This window comes from Alkalicoccus luteus (assembly GCF_012034335.1).
Taxonomy (GTDB): Bacteria; Bacillota; Bacilli; order Bacillales; family Salisediminibacteriaceae; genus Alkalicoccus; species Alkalicoccus luteus_A.
This window is the reverse complement of sequence record NZ_JAATHJ010000010.1, coordinates 1-13,958: the sequence shown is the minus strand read 5'-3', so window position 1 is coordinate 13,958 and position 13,958 is coordinate 1. Positions and strand designations below refer to the sequence as shown.

The following is a 13,958-nucleotide window of genomic DNA, read 5'->3' as shown; positions in this document are numbered from 1 at the left end:
CGTATGGCTGAAAAATATGATCTGGTCATATTAGGAGCTGGTACAGGCGGATACGTTGCTGCGATCCGCGCTGCTCAGCTTGGACTTACGACAGCAGTAGTAGAGGCTTCTGAGCTTGGAGGAACCTGCCTGCACCGTGGATGTATTCCCAGTAAAGCACTTTTACGAAGTGCAGAGGTATATAAGACGGTGAAGCAGTCTGAAGAATTTGGCGTGAAAACGGAAGGCAGCTCGCTCGATTTTTCAGCTGTCATGAAGCGAAAAGACGGTATTGTCTCGAAGCTGCACCAAGGCGTACAGGGACTCATGAAAAAAGGGAAAATCGACGTTTATAAAGGGTTTGGCCGTATTTTGGGTCCTTCCATCTTCTCTCCAACACCAGGCACTATCTCGGTCGAATACGAAGATGAGCGGGAAAATGACATGCTGATTCCTGCAAACGTCATCATTGCTACGGGCAGCAGGCCTAGGACGCTTCCAGGTTTGAAACTTGATGAAACGAATGTCATCTCATCAAACGGAGCACTTAAGCTAAGCTCGCTTCCGGCTTCAATAACGATTGTTGGAGGCGGAGTCATCGGAGTTGAGTGGGCTTCTATGTTTGTAGATTTCGGAACGGACGTTACTGTAATTGAGTATGCGGACAGAATTCTCCCGACTGAAGACCTCGATGTTTCAAAAGAAATGAAGAAAGCTCTTGAGAAGCGAGGCGTTACGATTTATACGAATGCAGCTGTAAAGCCGGAAAGTGTGCAAATAAGCGATGATGGCGTTACAGCGAGCTTCGAGCACGACGGTGAAGAGAACTCTGTTACTTCCGAAAAGCTGCTTGTTTCTGTAGGCCGGGAAGCAAGCATTCAGAATATTGGCGTAGAGAATACGGATATTGTGGTGGAAAACGGAACGATTAAAGTGAACAAACACTACCAGACAAAAGAATCCCACATTTATGCGATCGGTGACTGTATCGGCGGCATGCAGCTGGCTCACGTTGCTTCGCATGAAGGCATCGCGGCGGTCAATCATCTTGCCGGAGCAGAAGCACACGGTGTTGACCCGGATACGACACCGCGCTGCACGTATTCATACCCGGAAGCAGCAGCTGTCGGAATGACAGAAGAGCAGGCTAAAGGAGCGGGCTTTGAGGTGAAAATTGGCAAGTTTCCTTTCTCATCAATAGGCAAGGCGCTCGTTCATGGAGACTCAGAGGGATTTGTAAAATTTGTATCAGATAAAAAAACAGACGATTTGCTGGGCGTGCATATGATCGGACCGCACGTAACGGATATGATTTCAGAAGCAGCGCTTGCCAAGCTGCTGGATGCAGCGTCGTGGGAAGTTGGCGCCGTCATTCATCCGCATCCTAGTCTTTCGGAAGCGGTTGGAGAAGCAGCACTGGCTGTTGAAGGGAAGCAGATCCATGGGTGATCGGAACAAACAAGAGGAGGTCATACAAGTGGCAGAAAACAGACATGAAGCGCTAGGACTGACAGATGCAGATGTACTGAACATGTATGAAACTATGCTTCAGGCCCGCATGATCGATGAGCGGATGTGGCTTTTAAACCGGGCAGGTAAAATTCCGTTTGTTATATCCTGTCAAGGCCAGGAAGCTGCTCAGGTTGGGGCTGCTATGGCTTTGGAACCTTCCATTGACTTTGCACTGCCGTATTACCGTGATATGGGGGTTGTGCTTCACTTTGGTATGACACCACGTGACCTGATGCTCTCAGCATTCGCTAAAGCAGAAGATCCGAACTCCGGAGGCCGTCAGATGCCGGGTCACTTCGGCTACCGGGACAAAAACATCGTAACCGGGTCTTCACCTGTGACAACGCAGGTGCCTCACGCGGTAGGCTTTGCATTAAAAGCGAAAATGAAAAGAGAAGATTCTGTGGCATTTACCACATTCGGAGAAGGTTCCTCCAATCAGGGAGACTTTCATGAAGGGATTAACTTCGCAAGCGTGCATGATCTTCCTGTTATTTTCATGTGTGAAAACAATAAATATGCAATTTCAGTTCCGCTGGATAAGCAGTTAAACATTGAGAGCGTTGCGGACCGTGCAGCTGGCTACGGCATTCACGGCGAATCTGTAGATGGGAACGACCCTCTTGCTGTATACAAGGCAGTAAAGGCAGCGAGAAGCCGCGCTGCAGATGGAACCGGACCTTCGTTAATCGAAACAGTATCGTACCGGCTGACCCCGCACTCGAGTGACGATGATGACAGCACGTACCGTTCCCGTGATGAAGTGGAAGCTGCGAAAAAGATTGATTCCATTCATACGTTTGGAGAATACTTGCGAGGAGCGGGAATTCTGGATCAGGAAAAAGAGGATGAGATCCGCGCCAGACTTCGCCGGGAAATCGATGAAGCAACAGATTATGCGGAGCAGGCAGCTTATCCGGATACGGATACGCTTATGGATTTTGTCTATGAGGAGGGGAACTAAATGCCGGTAAGAACATATATTGAAGCTGTTACGGCTGCTATGCGCGAAGAAATGGAGCGAGATGAGAACGTCTTTGTTCTTGGAGAGGACGTAGGAAAACGCGGGGGAGTGTTTCGAGCTACTGATGGACTGTACAATGCTTTCGGAGAAGAGCGGGTGATCGATACTCCGCTTGCGGAGTCGGCTATTGCAGGTGTCGGAATTGGAGCGGCTATGGCTGGTATGCGTCCGATAGCTGAAATGCAGTTTGCTGATTTTATTATGCCGGCTGTCAATCAGATAGTATCCGAAGCTGCAAAAATCCGCTATCGCTCTAATAACGACTGGACATGCCCGATCACGATTCGTGCACCGTTCGGCGGGGGTGTACATGGTGCTCTTTATCATTCACAGTCTGTGGAATCGCTTTTTGCCGGCACACCCGGACTGAAAATTGTGATTCCATCGAATCCATATGACGCGAAAGGGTTACTAAAAGCAGCAATCCGTTCCAATGATCCGGTTCTGTTTTTTGAACATAAGCGGGCATATCGGCTTCTGAAAGAAGAAGTACCTGATGAAGACTATACGGTCCCAATCGGTGAAGCTGCTGTTGTACGTGAGGGAAGCGATTTAACCATTATCACATACGGACTTTGCACGCACTTCGCCAAGCAGGCCGCAGAACAGGCTGCAGAAGATGGCATAGAAGCACATATTCTCGATCTCCGCACCGTCTATCCGCTTGATAAAGAAGCGATTACAGAAGCAGCTTCAAAGACGGGAAAAGTGCTTCTTGTGACAGAAGATAATAAAGAAGGCAGCATAATGAGTGAAGTGGCAGCTGTCATTGCAGAACACTGTCTTTTCGATCTGGATGCCCCTGTTCAGCGGCTCGCGGGTCCGGATGTGCCGGCTATGCCGTATAATCCGCCGCTAGAAAAGAAGTTTATGGTGAATACCGATAAAATTGAAGAAGCACTGCGGGAGCTTGCTGAATTTTAAGGAGGAGGAATCCGGATGGCCACAGAAATTACAATGCCCCAGCTGGGAGAGAGCGTGACGGAAGGAACGATTACAAAGTGGCTGGTGAAGCCAGGGGACAAAGTAAGCAAATACGATCCGCTCGCTGAAGTGATGACAGATAAGGTGAATGCCGAGGTTCCTTCTTCTTTCACCGGGACGATCACGGAACTTATTGCAGAAGAGGATCAGACTGTTGAAGTCGGACAGGTTATTTGTACGATGGAAACAGAGGGAAGCGGAGAACCAAAACCGGAAGCACCAGGACCCGGCGAGAAGCAGCCAAAACAGGAGGCGGCAACGTCCGCAGAATCAGATACCTCCCAACAGGGAAGATATTCTCCCGCTGTTATGAGACTGGCTCAGGAACATCAAATTGAGCTGAGCAATGTGCAAGGGTCAGGCAGGGGCGGAAGAATAACACGAAAAGATATTCAAAAACTGATCGATGACGGCGTTCAGGCTGAAACGAAAGAGGCTTCCCGTCCAGCTCAAGAGGAATCGACTGCTCCAAAATCGGCGCCGAAACAAGAGAGCGCGCCACCTTCATCTGATGCCCGCCGTGAGGAAGTGCCGGTAACAGGAGTTAGACGGGCCATTGCATCTAACATGGTTCAGTCCAAACACACGGCACCGCATGCCTGGATGATGGTAGAAGTGGATGTAACAAATATGGTGAACTTGCGTGAGCAGAAAAAAGCGGAATTTCAGGCGCAGGAAGGCTTTAAACTTACGTTCATGCCATTTTTTATGAAGGCTGTTACCGATGCGCTTAAAAAATACCCGCAGGTTAATGCGGCCTGGGCAGAAGACAAGATTTACCGGTATAAAGACGTTCACCTGTCGATGGCAGTTGCGACGGAAGAGGAACTGTATGTGCCTGTTATCCGTAATGCTGATGAGAAGAACATAAAGGGGCTTGCACGTGAGCTGAATGATATCGCCGGAAAAGTGAGGAGCGGGAAACTGACTTCTCAGGATATGCAGGGCGGAACGTTTACGCTTAACAACACCGGATCTTTCGGGTCAGTGCAGTCCCAGCCGATTATTAATACGCCGCAGGCAGCTATTCTTTCAGTAGAATCGATCATAAAGCGGCCTGTCGTTGTGGAAAAAGATGCGATAGCCATCCGCCATATGGTGAATTTGTGTATGAGCCTCGATCACCGGGTACTTGACGGATATATATGCGGGAAGTTTATGGAGGAAGTTAAAAAAACGCTGGAAAACATGAATGAAACAACCTCAATTTATTAAGAAATGCAAAAAAACCGCCCAGTGCGGTTTTTTTAATGGGATTCGCGCTTATCAGGAGGAACGGAATTAACGCTTCACAAGCAGCGACCAGCTTAACAAAGAGGGTTTTAACGAAAGATAGGAACGCAATAAGTAAACCATAATAACAATTATGTAAACTAAATAGATGCTCTCTGTAATTCTGCTGTCCATAACCATCATCAGCTCTGCCAGAAGTCGTGCTGGAATCCACAGACACGCAGCAACAAACCCTCGCAGCAGAAAAGAGCGGAAAGGGCCGCTGAGCCGGACTTTCGTCAGCAGCTGCCCAAGTGATTGCACGCCGGCTGCCGGCAGAATTCCATAGACAAGCAGTAACAATAGAGAAACGGACAAAATCTCAGCTGTTAATGATAACGATGCCAGCATCGGGATAACGAACAGCAGCCGAATGATGAAGTAGTCTGCTGCAAGTCCAAGTCCCTCTGCAAATTTAGCACGATAATTCATATTCTTCCTCCTAAAAAAGCAGCTTTCATGACAAAGGCTTTGGCATTTATGTGTGATACGTGTAAAATGGTAATAGAAATCCTCATCAGAAAGGGTGAATCAACATGGAATTTCAAATGTTTATGAACGATGTGGTGCAGGCCGCTCGTCAGGATATGGACCAAGCCGGCTATGATCAGCTTACATCAGCCGAGGACGTTGAGAAAGCACTTGATGCTGAAGGCACAACATTCGTAGTCGTCAACTCCGTCTGCGGCTGTGCCGGGGGAATTGCCCGGCCGTCAGCTGCTTATATGAAGAACTACGAGGTTCAGCCGGATCGTTTCGTAACGGTCTTTGCAGGTCAGGATAAAGAGGCAACTGAAAAAGCAAGATCCTATTTCACGGGATTTGCTCCATCGTCCCCTTCTTTTGCACTTTTGAAGGATGGCGAAATTAAAGCAATGGTTGAACGCCATGAAATTGAGGGTCATGAACCAATTGAAGTCGTCAACAAGCTGGAAAGCTACTTTGACGAGCACTTTAAAAAGTAAAGCTGATGAATCCGGGAGAGCTGCTGCTGTCCCGGTTTTCTTTTCATTCGCAAGGATACGAAAAGCGCTTTTAACAAGGATTCAACTCACGTATATTTTTCCTGATTTACTGGTCAAACCTCGGGGGATATGCTATAATTTGAAATCGTCAGCACCTAACCGTTGAAATGTATAGGAGTGAAACCGCAATGCAGGATCTCTATAAAGAAATACATATGTACCTCAATCAGGAGGAAGAAATCGGCTTTAAACAGTTCGATGATTTTTACAAGCGTGTGATCGGCTATTTTAATGACCATGCCGACAGCTTTGAAGAAGAGGATATCTGGAAGGCACTGTTTATTTCAGAGAATGTGATGTCCAACGCTGATGGCCGCGCTAAAGAAGCCACTACACAGAAAGAAACGAAAAAATATGCAAAGATGTCGAAGCGATTAACGCTATGGGCACAAAACTTTGCTGCACGACTGGCTCGAAAAGGATATAATGAAGAGCAGATGAATGCGACATTTGAAAAGATGTTTGATGACTATGAAAAATTTAAAGAAGAATAGACTTGCCGGTTGAACATTATATTGGTATAATACTTTATGTGCTGATTCATCAGCACTTGCTGCGCCCGTGGTGAAATGGATATCATACAAGATTTCGGCTCTTGCGTTCCGGGTTCGAATCCTGGCGGGCGCGCCACTATACAATTATTCGTTCCTTCAGGACTTCCTGAAGGATTTTTTGTATCATTAGACTGACTACAGCAGCTTCGACTAAATGAAACAGCCCGGAAATTGTTATAAAGATGAAACGCTTAAGGATGATCGAGATGAGAGGAGAAACCGTGCTTTGAACATACCGATTGGGTACAGAACGTTAAAAACTGCTATCGGCGCTGCTTCCGCAGTTGCTGTTGCGCAGGCGCTTCAGCTAGATTTTTTTGCCTCAGCCGGGATAATTGCGATTTTATGCATACAGCGTACTCGAAAAAAGTCTCTTATGACGGCATGGGAGCGCTTCGCAGCGTGTATGCTCGGTCTTGCCGGAGGAAGTCTTCTCTTTGAACTTATAGGCTATCATCCTCTCTCGATCGGACTTCTTATGCTGCTATTTATCCCGCTTTGTGTCAGGCTGCGCATCACTTCAGGAATCGTTACGAGCACAGTCATTATTTTTCATGTCTACACTGCAGGGATGGTGACCTCCGGATTGCTGATCAATGAAACAGCTCTTATTGTTATAGGAGTAGGCACAGCGCTGCTGATGAACAGCTATATTCCAAGCAACGAACGAAAATTAGAGCGATATCAGGCAGAGCTTGAGCAGTATTACGCCGCCATCTTTCATCGGTTCGCTGAGTATATCCGGCATGGGGATTCAAATTGGGATGGGAAGGAAATTACAAAAGTATCTGCCTTAATTCAGGAAGCGAAAAATGAAGCGATGCAGAACCTTGAAAATCATATTATGCGCTACGAAGATACCTTTTATCATTATTTTAAAATGAGAGAAAAACAGCTTGATATCATTGAGCGGCTGATGCCTATGCTGACGTCAATCGATTATCATGTAAAGCAGGCAGATATGCTGGCAGCCTTTATGGATGACCTGGCAGATGGTGTGCATCCGGCCAATACGGCTTATAAATTTATTGATAAGCTAGAGGAACTGAAAGAATCATACAGGGACATGAAACTTCCGTCGACCCGTGAAGAGTTTGAAGCCAGATCAGCGCTTGCACATGTCGTAAAAGAACTCGATGACTATCTTGCCATCAAGCAGCAGTTTAAGACTAAAAAGCGTTACGGTGTACTGGAAACAGGTAACTAAGCATATTACACGCGGAAGCCGGTTTAGTAGTAAGGCAGAAAATCATTTTTATGACGGATCACATCATGAATGAGTTTAGACTGTCTTTAAACGGCCGGCCAAAAATGCGCCCGAAACATCGTGGAGAAGTCCCTGAAAGTGAATTCGTTTTACAGTTGATGCAAGCGTCGGCTGACATGTCAGGTCAATAGGATAACATTGAAGTTTATCGGCTGTTTTTGCTTTATGAGGCAGACGAAAAGCCGGATCAGTTAACCTGATCCGGCTTTTCAGATTGTTGATAAAGTCATTTTCGGTGAATAACGTTGCATCTGCCTGTATCTGCGGACACTCGCTTTCCGGAGGGAACGGGCTCGGCTTTCCCTTCTGCTGTCGGAAGCGCTGGATCTTCGCCTCGTTCTGATCCTCCCGGAGTCGAGATCCTCCGATGTCGGCAGTTTGCAGTGCGTTTCACGTACCTGGTTAGGACTGCACGATCGGCTTCCATTCAGGATAGAACCTTCCCGATGAAACGTTTCGATGTTGAATAGGGGGTGTCCGTACTTCCTGGAAATCTTAATAGACGTAAAAAAGCAGTCACGTATATCTGTGTGCCGTTGTTCAGTCGTTTCCTTGATGTGTGCGGCGGAGACGCCTGTGGAATCCGCGCAGTCTGAAGATCCTTTCTCAGGGGGCACTCTGAGAAATAGCTGAAGGCAAGCCCACGGCAGGCTCGGTAAGCAGAGAGGAAATACAACCAAACGAATAAACATGTAGGTTGAAAGACTTTTTCAACAGCCTGAAAAGCCGGATCAGTTAACCTGATCCGGCTTTTTAGTGTTTAATATTCAAGCGTTAAAAGTAGCTGACTCCCATTAGAGCGGTACCTAAAAACATTACGATAATCATCATATAAACAATCGCTTTACGGAATTTACGGGGCATGATTTAACCTCCTCTGCACCATATGCTTTTCATATTGTACCTGCTGAGCGGCTGGTTTTCAAGAGGGTGGGAACAGAAGCTGGGGGTATGCTATAATAAACAGGAATTAACAGGAAAGGGGCGTGCAGATGGAAACGTATGAGAAAGCCTATCAAAAATGGCAGGAAAAACTGCAAAAACAGCTGCAAAAGCGGCCGGAGCGCAAAAAATCATTTCAGACCGGCTCTCAGATTGAGGTAGACCGGGTTTATTTTCCAAAAGAAATTGATAACGCTTACATAAACAAATCCGGTTTTCCCGGAGAATATCCATACACGAGAGGAATCCGGCACACGATGTACCGGGGCCAGCTCTGGACGATGAGGCAGTATGCAGGATTTGGTTCCGCTCAGGAAACGAACGAGCGCTTCCGATATCTGCTGGATCAAGGACAGACCGGACTCTCCGTCGCATTCGATCTGCCAACTCAAATCGGATATGACAGCGATGATCCAATGTCTCTTGGAGAAGTTGGAAAAGTGGGTGTTGCGATCGACTCGCTGGAAGACATGGAAATGCTGTTCGATCAAATTGATCTGGGAAAAGTCAGCACATCAATGACGATCAATGCATCAGCGGCTGTTTTGCTTGCCATGTACATAGCCGTGGCTGAAAAACAGGGCGTTCCCTATGAAAAAGTACGGGGTACAATTCAGAACGATATTTTAAAAGAATACATTGCAAGAGGGACATATATATATCCGCCAAAGCCTTCCATGCGACTAATTACAGACATTTTCGCCTTTTGCGGCGAGGAAGCACCGTCGTTTAATACAATCAGCATCAGTGGATATCATATACGGGAAGCGGGTTCTACCGCTGTTCAGGAGCTCGCGTTTACAATGGCAAATGCCATTGCTTATGTCGAAGCCGCAGTCGAAGCAGGACTGAAAGTGGACGATTTTGCTCCGCGTCTGGCGTTCTTTTTTAACGGGCACAACGATTTCTTTGAAGAAGCGGCGAAATTCCGGGCTGCCAGAAGAATTTGGGCAAAGCTGATGCGGGAGCGATTTAAAGCTGAATCGCCGCGGAGCGAGCAGCTGCGCTTCCATACTCAGGTAGCGGGATCTACGCTCACAGCCCAGCAGCCGGAGAACAACGTTGTTCGAGTTGCCCTTCAGGCAATGGCAGCTGTTTTAGGCGGCACGCAAAGTCTGCATACGAACTCCAAGGATGAGGCACTGTCTCTGCCTACAGAAGAGAGTGCCAGGATTGCGTTGCGAACCCAGCAGATTATTGCCCATGAAACGGGAGCTGCCAATACGATCGATCCACTAGGAGGATCTTACTACGTAGAAGCCTTGACTGATAAACTGGAAGAGGAAGCGCTTCGATATATCGATCACATCGATACCCTTGGCGGAGCTGTCAGCGCAGTGGAAAAGCAGTACATGCAGCGCGAAATTCACCGGTCTGCCTATGAAGCACAAAAGCGGCTGGAGCGTAATGAGGACATTGTGGTTGGTGTAAATGAATTCCGTACAGAGGATGAACAGGCTCCGGACCTTATGAAAGTAGATGAAGCATTCGTCGAAAATCAACTGAGCAGACTTGAGCGGTTAAAGCAGTCGAGAGATACGGAAAAGGTGGAGGCCGGCCTCGCTGAACTGAAGCGGAAAGCGTCAGGAAATGGAAACTTGATGTACCCTATTTTAGACTGTGTACGAGCTTACGCAACCGTCGGTGAAATCTGCCACGCGCTGCGGGAAGTGTTTGGAGAATATACGTCGTAAGGAGATGGAAGCAATGGACCGGATCAGAGTATTGATTGCAAAACCTGGGCTTGACGGGCATGACAGAGGAGCACTTGTTATTTCTCAGGCGCTTCGGGACGCCGGAATGGAAGTAATTTATACAGGCTTGCGGCAGTCCCCCCAGCAGATTGTACGTGCAGCTGTGCAGGAGGACGTAGATGTCATTGGCCTGAGCAGCTTATCAGGAGCACATAATGTTCTGTTCCCTGCTGTCGTTAAAGAGCTCCATAAACAAGAGGCGGAAGATATTATCGTTATCGGCGGTGGCGTCATTCCCGCTGACGACGCAGCAGAGCTTGAACGAAATGGAATCGAAAAAATATTTACACCGGGGACGCCGACGGGAACGATTGCTGCTTATATCGAAGAAACAGTTAAGGGCGGTCAGACAGAAGCGTTTGCTCCTGTGAAACGAATCGATCATATAGGCATTGCCGTTCACTCCATTGAAGAAACAGCGTCCTTTTATTCCACCCATTTTCAGCTGAAAGTGGAGAAGGTGGTTGATGTAGCTGAACAGGGAGTCAGAGTAGCCTTTATTCCGGCAGGAAACGTGAAGCTGGAATTATTGGAGCCACTCGGTGAAAACAGTCCGATCACCCAGTTTCTTGATAAACGAGGCGGCGGACTGCATCATATTGCCGTCGAAGTAGATAATATCGAGGAGCGTTTGAATCAAATGAGAAAGTCAGGAGTTGCGCTGATTGATGACATACCTAAAACAGGTGCTTCAGGTCATCCAATTGCATTTTTGCATCCGAAGGCAGCGCACGGAACGCTTGTGGAACTGTTGGAAGGGGATGATCAGGATGGATATGTATGACAAGCTGAATGAGCTTTATGATAAACGAAGGCGTGTTGAGATGGGAGGCGGTGATGAACGCCAGCAGAAGCAGCGGGATAAAGGGAAGCTCACTGCACGGGAACGAATCGACCTCCTCCTGGATGACGATACGTTTGTAGAGCTCCAGCCATTTATGGAGCACCGGTTTGACGAGCCTGGCATGGAGAAAGGGTCAGCTCCTGGAGAAGGCGTCGTTACCGGATACGGAGACGTGAACGGACGCCGGATTTTCCTTTTTGCTCAGGATTTCACCGTCTACGGCGGGGCATTGGGAGAGATGCACGCAAGGAAAATTGCGAACGTAATGGACCTTGCGGTAAAAAACAAATGTCCATTTATCGGCTTGAATGATTCTGGCGGCGCAAGAATCCAGGAAGGTGTGCTGTCACTGGATGGATATGGGAATGTGTTTTACCGCAATGCTATTTATTCCGGAGTTATCCCTCAAATATCCGTCATTCTTGGCCCGTGTGCCGGGGGTGCTGTGTATTCTCCGGCTATCACAGATTTTGTATTTATGGTGGAGAAAACGAGCCAAATGTTTATCACTGGTCCAAAAGTGATTGAAACGGTAACCGGTGAAAAAATATCTTCTGAAGCGCTCGGCGGTGCAAGTATTCACAGTTCTGTGAGCGGAAACTGCCATTTTACAGGTACATCTGAAGAAGAAGTGCTGCAGGAAGTGCGAAAGCTATTGTCATATCTCCCCCAGCATCAGGGAGAAGAGGCGCCTCATACATCATATGAACAAAAAGATGAATTTCTTTACGATCTGCTTGAAGCTGTGCCGGCAGATCCTTCAAGGCCGTATGACGTTCGCAATATGATTAAGCAGACTGTGGATGAGGGCAGCTTTATGGAAGTGCAGAAAGACTTTGCAAAAAATGCTGTCATCGGTTTTGCGCGAATCGGCGGACGTCCGGCGGGACTGATAGCGAACCAGCCTAAAGTGATGGCGGGTGGGCTCGATATTAATTCATCAGACAAAATTGCACGGTTTATCCGTTTCTGTGACAGTTTCCGGATTCCTCTGATCACATTTGAAGATGTGACAGGCTTTTTACCGGGCGTTCAACAGGAGCATGGCGGGATTATACGGCACGGGGCTAAAATTTTATATGCGTATTCAGAAGCTACCGTTCCTAAAATCACTGTGATTACACGAAAAGCATATGGCGGTGCGTACGTGGCATTGAACAGCAAATCGATCGGGGCAGATATTGTGTATGCGTGGCCGAACGCTGAAATTGCTGTGATGGGCCCGCACGGAGCAGCTAACGTGATTTTTGCTCGTGAAATCCAGGAAAGTGATGACCCAGAGGCTGTAAGAGCTGAAAAGATTGAACTGTATCGCGAGAAATTTGCCAATCCGTATATTGCAGCGGCAAACGGAATGGTGGATGATGTGATCGACCCAAGGGAAACCAGAATGAAGCTGATGCAGAGTTTACGTATGCTCGAAGTGAAGTCGGAGCAGCGTCCTGAGAAAAGACACGGAAATATTCCTCTGTAAGTGCCTTATGTTACAATCAGAAGCGTACATCAGCCGGAGGAGGACATAACGTTGAATAAACAAAGACTGCTTCAAGAATTTCTGGAATTGGTGCAGACTGATTCCGAAACGAAATATGAACGTGAGATTGCGGACTTGCTCATTCATAAACTTAAAGATATTGGAATGGAAGTCACAGAAGATTCCTCTCAGTCTCGAACTGGGCACGGAGCAGGAAATCTGGTAGCAACACTGGCAGGGAACACGGAAGGGAAAGCGATCTACTTTACGTCACATATGGATACAGTCGTTCCCGGATTATCTGTGCAGCCCGTAGTGAAAGACGGCGTAATCCGATCAGACGGTACAACCGTCCTTGGCGCAGATGATAAAGCCGGCATTGCAGCAATGCTGGAAGCGGTCCGATCGCTGAAAGAGGAAAATGCTCCTCACGGAACGATTCAGTTTGTGATTACTGTAGGAGAAGAATCGGGTCTCGCAGGAGCAAGAGAACTGGATATGGATCTCGTTAAAGCGGAGTTCGGCTATGCGCTTGACAGCGACGGCGAAGTTGGAAATATTGTGACTGCTGCTCCTAATCAGGCGAAGCTCTTTATCACCTGTCACGGACAAAAAGCACATGCGGGAGTGGCACCTGAGAAGGGTATTTCTGCCATTCAGGTTGCTGCCGAAGCAATCAGCAGCATGCCGCTGGGACGTATTGACGAAGAGACAACGGCGAATATTGGGAGAATCGAAGGCGGGAGCCAAACGAACATTGTTTGTGACAAGGTGGAATTAAAGGCAGAAGCCCGCTCGCTCGTCCGTGCTAAGCTGGAAAAGCAGACGGCAGCTATGAAGCAGGCTTGTGATCAAGCAGCAAAGCTGTATAACACGAACGTGGATGTAGACGTTCATTTTGTCTATCCGGGCTTTAAACAGTCTGAATCAGATGAAGTTGTCCAATTTGCAGTGGAGGCTGTTCAAAAGATTGGCAGAGAACCAGTGTTAAAGCAGAGCGGTGGCGGAAGCGATGCAAATATTATTGCCGGACACGGTGTTCCGACAGTTAATTTGGGTGTCGGCTATGAAAATATCCATACGACAAACGAGAGCATACCAGAACAAGAGCTCTATAAGCTGGCGGAGTTAACAGTTGAATTGATGAAACAAACAGCTAAAGCATAAGTAAAAGCGGTGCCGTTAATCCGGCACCGCTTTTCAGGCGTGTGCCCGGCATGTCTGACAGCTTGGTGGTGAAAGTCCACTACGGGCTTGGCAATGGGAACCGTTAGCGAATGGCAAGGGTGTCCGGGGCGACCCGGAATCTGAAGGAAGCCGGACGCAA

At 47.7% G+C, this 13,958-nt stretch carries 13 protein-coding genes and 1 tRNA gene; 12 read left to right on the top strand and 2 right to left on the bottom strand.

All coding sequences use genetic code 11. From position 1 onward, the window contains the following. The first annotated feature begins 3 nt into the window (after positions 1-3). Genes lpdA through HCN83_RS08545 form a run of 4 tightly spaced genes read left to right on the top strand, consistent with a single transcriptional unit; the run spans position 4 to position 4,714 of the window. A complete protein-coding gene (gene lpdA, locus HCN83_RS08560; protein ID WP_168006344.1) occupies positions 4-1,428 on the top strand; it encodes a dihydrolipoyl dehydrogenase in 1,425 nt (474 codons plus the stop codon). A 28-nt stretch (positions 1,429-1,456) separates the two neighbouring features. Further along, positions 1,457-2,455 (top strand): thiamine pyrophosphate-dependent enzyme, encoded by a 999-nt coding sequence (locus HCN83_RS08555; RefSeq protein ID WP_168006342.1) that lies wholly within the window; start codon positions 1,457-1,459, stop codon positions 2,453-2,455. Next, on the top strand, positions 2,456-3,439 hold the full coding sequence (locus HCN83_RS08550; RefSeq protein ID WP_168006340.1) for an alpha-ketoacid dehydrogenase subunit beta: 984 nt from the start codon (positions 2,456-2,458) through the stop codon (positions 3,437-3,439). It abuts the gene before it with no gap. Between the two features lie 15 nt (positions 3,440-3,454). Continuing rightward, on the top strand, positions 3,455-4,714 hold the full coding sequence (locus tag HCN83_RS08545) for a dihydrolipoamide acetyltransferase family protein (RefSeq protein WP_168006338.1): 1,260 nt from the start codon (positions 3,455-3,457) through the stop codon (positions 4,712-4,714). A 66-nt stretch (positions 4,715-4,780) separates the two neighbouring features. Here the strand turns inward: HCN83_RS08545 and HCN83_RS08540 are convergent, their stop codons facing one another. After that, positions 4,781-5,203: a hypothetical protein gene (locus tag HCN83_RS08540; RefSeq protein ID WP_168006336.1), complete on the bottom strand. Its 423-nt coding sequence runs from the start codon at positions 5,201-5,203 to the stop codon at positions 4,781-4,783. Positions 5,204-5,307: 104 nt separating this feature from the next. Between HCN83_RS08540 and HCN83_RS08535 the strand changes: the two genes are divergently transcribed. The 4 genes from HCN83_RS08535 (at position 5,308) to HCN83_RS08520 (ending at position 7,557) form a co-directional block, all read left to right on the top strand. Further along, a complete protein-coding gene (locus tag HCN83_RS08535; RefSeq protein WP_205774556.1) occupies positions 5,308-5,736 on the top strand; it encodes a BrxA/BrxB family bacilliredoxin in 429 nt (142 codons plus the stop codon). A gap of 188 nt (positions 5,737-5,924) precedes the next feature. Further along, positions 5,925-6,290, top strand: coding sequence for a hypothetical protein (locus HCN83_RS08530; RefSeq protein WP_168006334.1), 366 nt, complete (start codon positions 5,925-5,927; stop codon positions 6,288-6,290). A 61-nt stretch (positions 6,291-6,351) separates the two neighbouring features. Then, positions 6,352-6,426: transfer RNA gene (locus HCN83_RS08525), tRNA-Arg, on the top strand. A 150-nt stretch (positions 6,427-6,576) separates the two neighbouring features. After that, a complete protein-coding gene (locus HCN83_RS08520) occupies positions 6,577-7,557 on the top strand; it encodes an aromatic acid exporter family protein (RefSeq protein WP_246238162.1) in 981 nt (326 codons plus the stop codon). Between the two features lie 834 nt (positions 7,558-8,391). Here HCN83_RS08520 and prli42 read toward each other — a convergent pair. Next, positions 8,392-8,481, bottom strand: coding sequence for a stressosome-associated protein Prli42 (gene prli42, locus HCN83_RS08515; protein ID WP_168006330.1), 90 nt, complete (start codon positions 8,479-8,481; stop codon positions 8,392-8,394). Between the two features lie 128 nt (positions 8,482-8,609). Here prli42 and HCN83_RS08510 point away from each other — a divergent pair, with 128 nt between their 5' ends. From HCN83_RS08510 to HCN83_RS08495, 4 genes are read left to right on the top strand one after another with little or no spacing between them, the layout of a single operon-like run. Further along, a complete protein-coding gene (locus tag HCN83_RS08510; RefSeq protein WP_168006328.1) occupies positions 8,610-10,253 on the top strand; it encodes an acyl-CoA mutase large subunit family protein in 1,644 nt (547 codons plus the stop codon). A 13-nt stretch (positions 10,254-10,266) separates the two neighbouring features. Beyond that, positions 10,267-11,097 (top strand): methylmalonyl-CoA epimerase, encoded by an 831-nt coding sequence (mce, locus tag HCN83_RS08505; protein ID WP_168006326.1) that lies wholly within the window; start codon positions 10,267-10,269, stop codon positions 11,095-11,097. Continuing rightward, a complete protein-coding gene (locus HCN83_RS08500) occupies positions 11,084-12,631 on the top strand; it encodes an acyl-CoA carboxylase subunit beta (protein WP_168006324.1) in 1,548 nt (515 codons plus the stop codon). Before mce ends, HCN83_RS08500 begins: the two co-directional genes overlap by 14 nt. Positions 12,632-12,682: 51 nt before the next feature. Further along, positions 12,683-13,798 (top strand): M20/M25/M40 family metallo-hydrolase, encoded by a 1,116-nt coding sequence (locus tag HCN83_RS08495; protein WP_168006322.1) that lies wholly within the window; start codon positions 12,683-12,685, stop codon positions 13,796-13,798. Positions 13,799-13,958 lie beyond the last annotated feature (160 nt).

Coding starts and splice junctions, on each gene's coding strand:
- lpdA (WP_168006344.1), top strand. CDS start 4: ATGGCTGAAAAATATGATCTGGTCATATTAGGAGCTGGTACAGGCGGA.
- HCN83_RS08550 (WP_168006340.1), top strand. CDS start 2,456: ATGCCGGTAAGAACATATATTGAAGCTGTTACGGCTGCTATGCGCGAA.
- HCN83_RS08545 (WP_168006338.1), top strand. CDS start 3,455: ATGGCCACAGAAATTACAATGCCCCAGCTGGGAGAGAGCGTGACGGAA.
- HCN83_RS08540 (WP_168006336.1), bottom strand. CDS start 5,203: ATGAATTATCGTGCTAAATTTGCAGAGGGACTTGGACTTGCAGCAGAC.
- HCN83_RS08535 (WP_205774556.1), top strand. CDS start 5,308: ATGGAATTTCAAATGTTTATGAACGATGTGGTGCAGGCCGCTCGTCAG.
- HCN83_RS08530 (WP_168006334.1), top strand. CDS start 5,925: ATGCAGGATCTCTATAAAGAAATACATATGTACCTCAATCAGGAGGAA.
- prli42 (WP_168006330.1), bottom strand. CDS start 8,481: ATGCCCCGTAAATTCCGTAAAGCGATTGTTTATATGATGATTATCGTA.
- HCN83_RS08510 (WP_168006328.1), top strand. CDS start 8,610: ATGGAAACGTATGAGAAAGCCTATCAAAAATGGCAGGAAAAACTGCAA.
- mce (WP_168006326.1), top strand. CDS start 10,267: ATGGACCGGATCAGAGTATTGATTGCAAAACCTGGGCTTGACGGGCAT.
- HCN83_RS08500 (WP_168006324.1), top strand. CDS start 11,084: ATGGATATGTATGACAAGCTGAATGAGCTTTATGATAAACGAAGGCGT.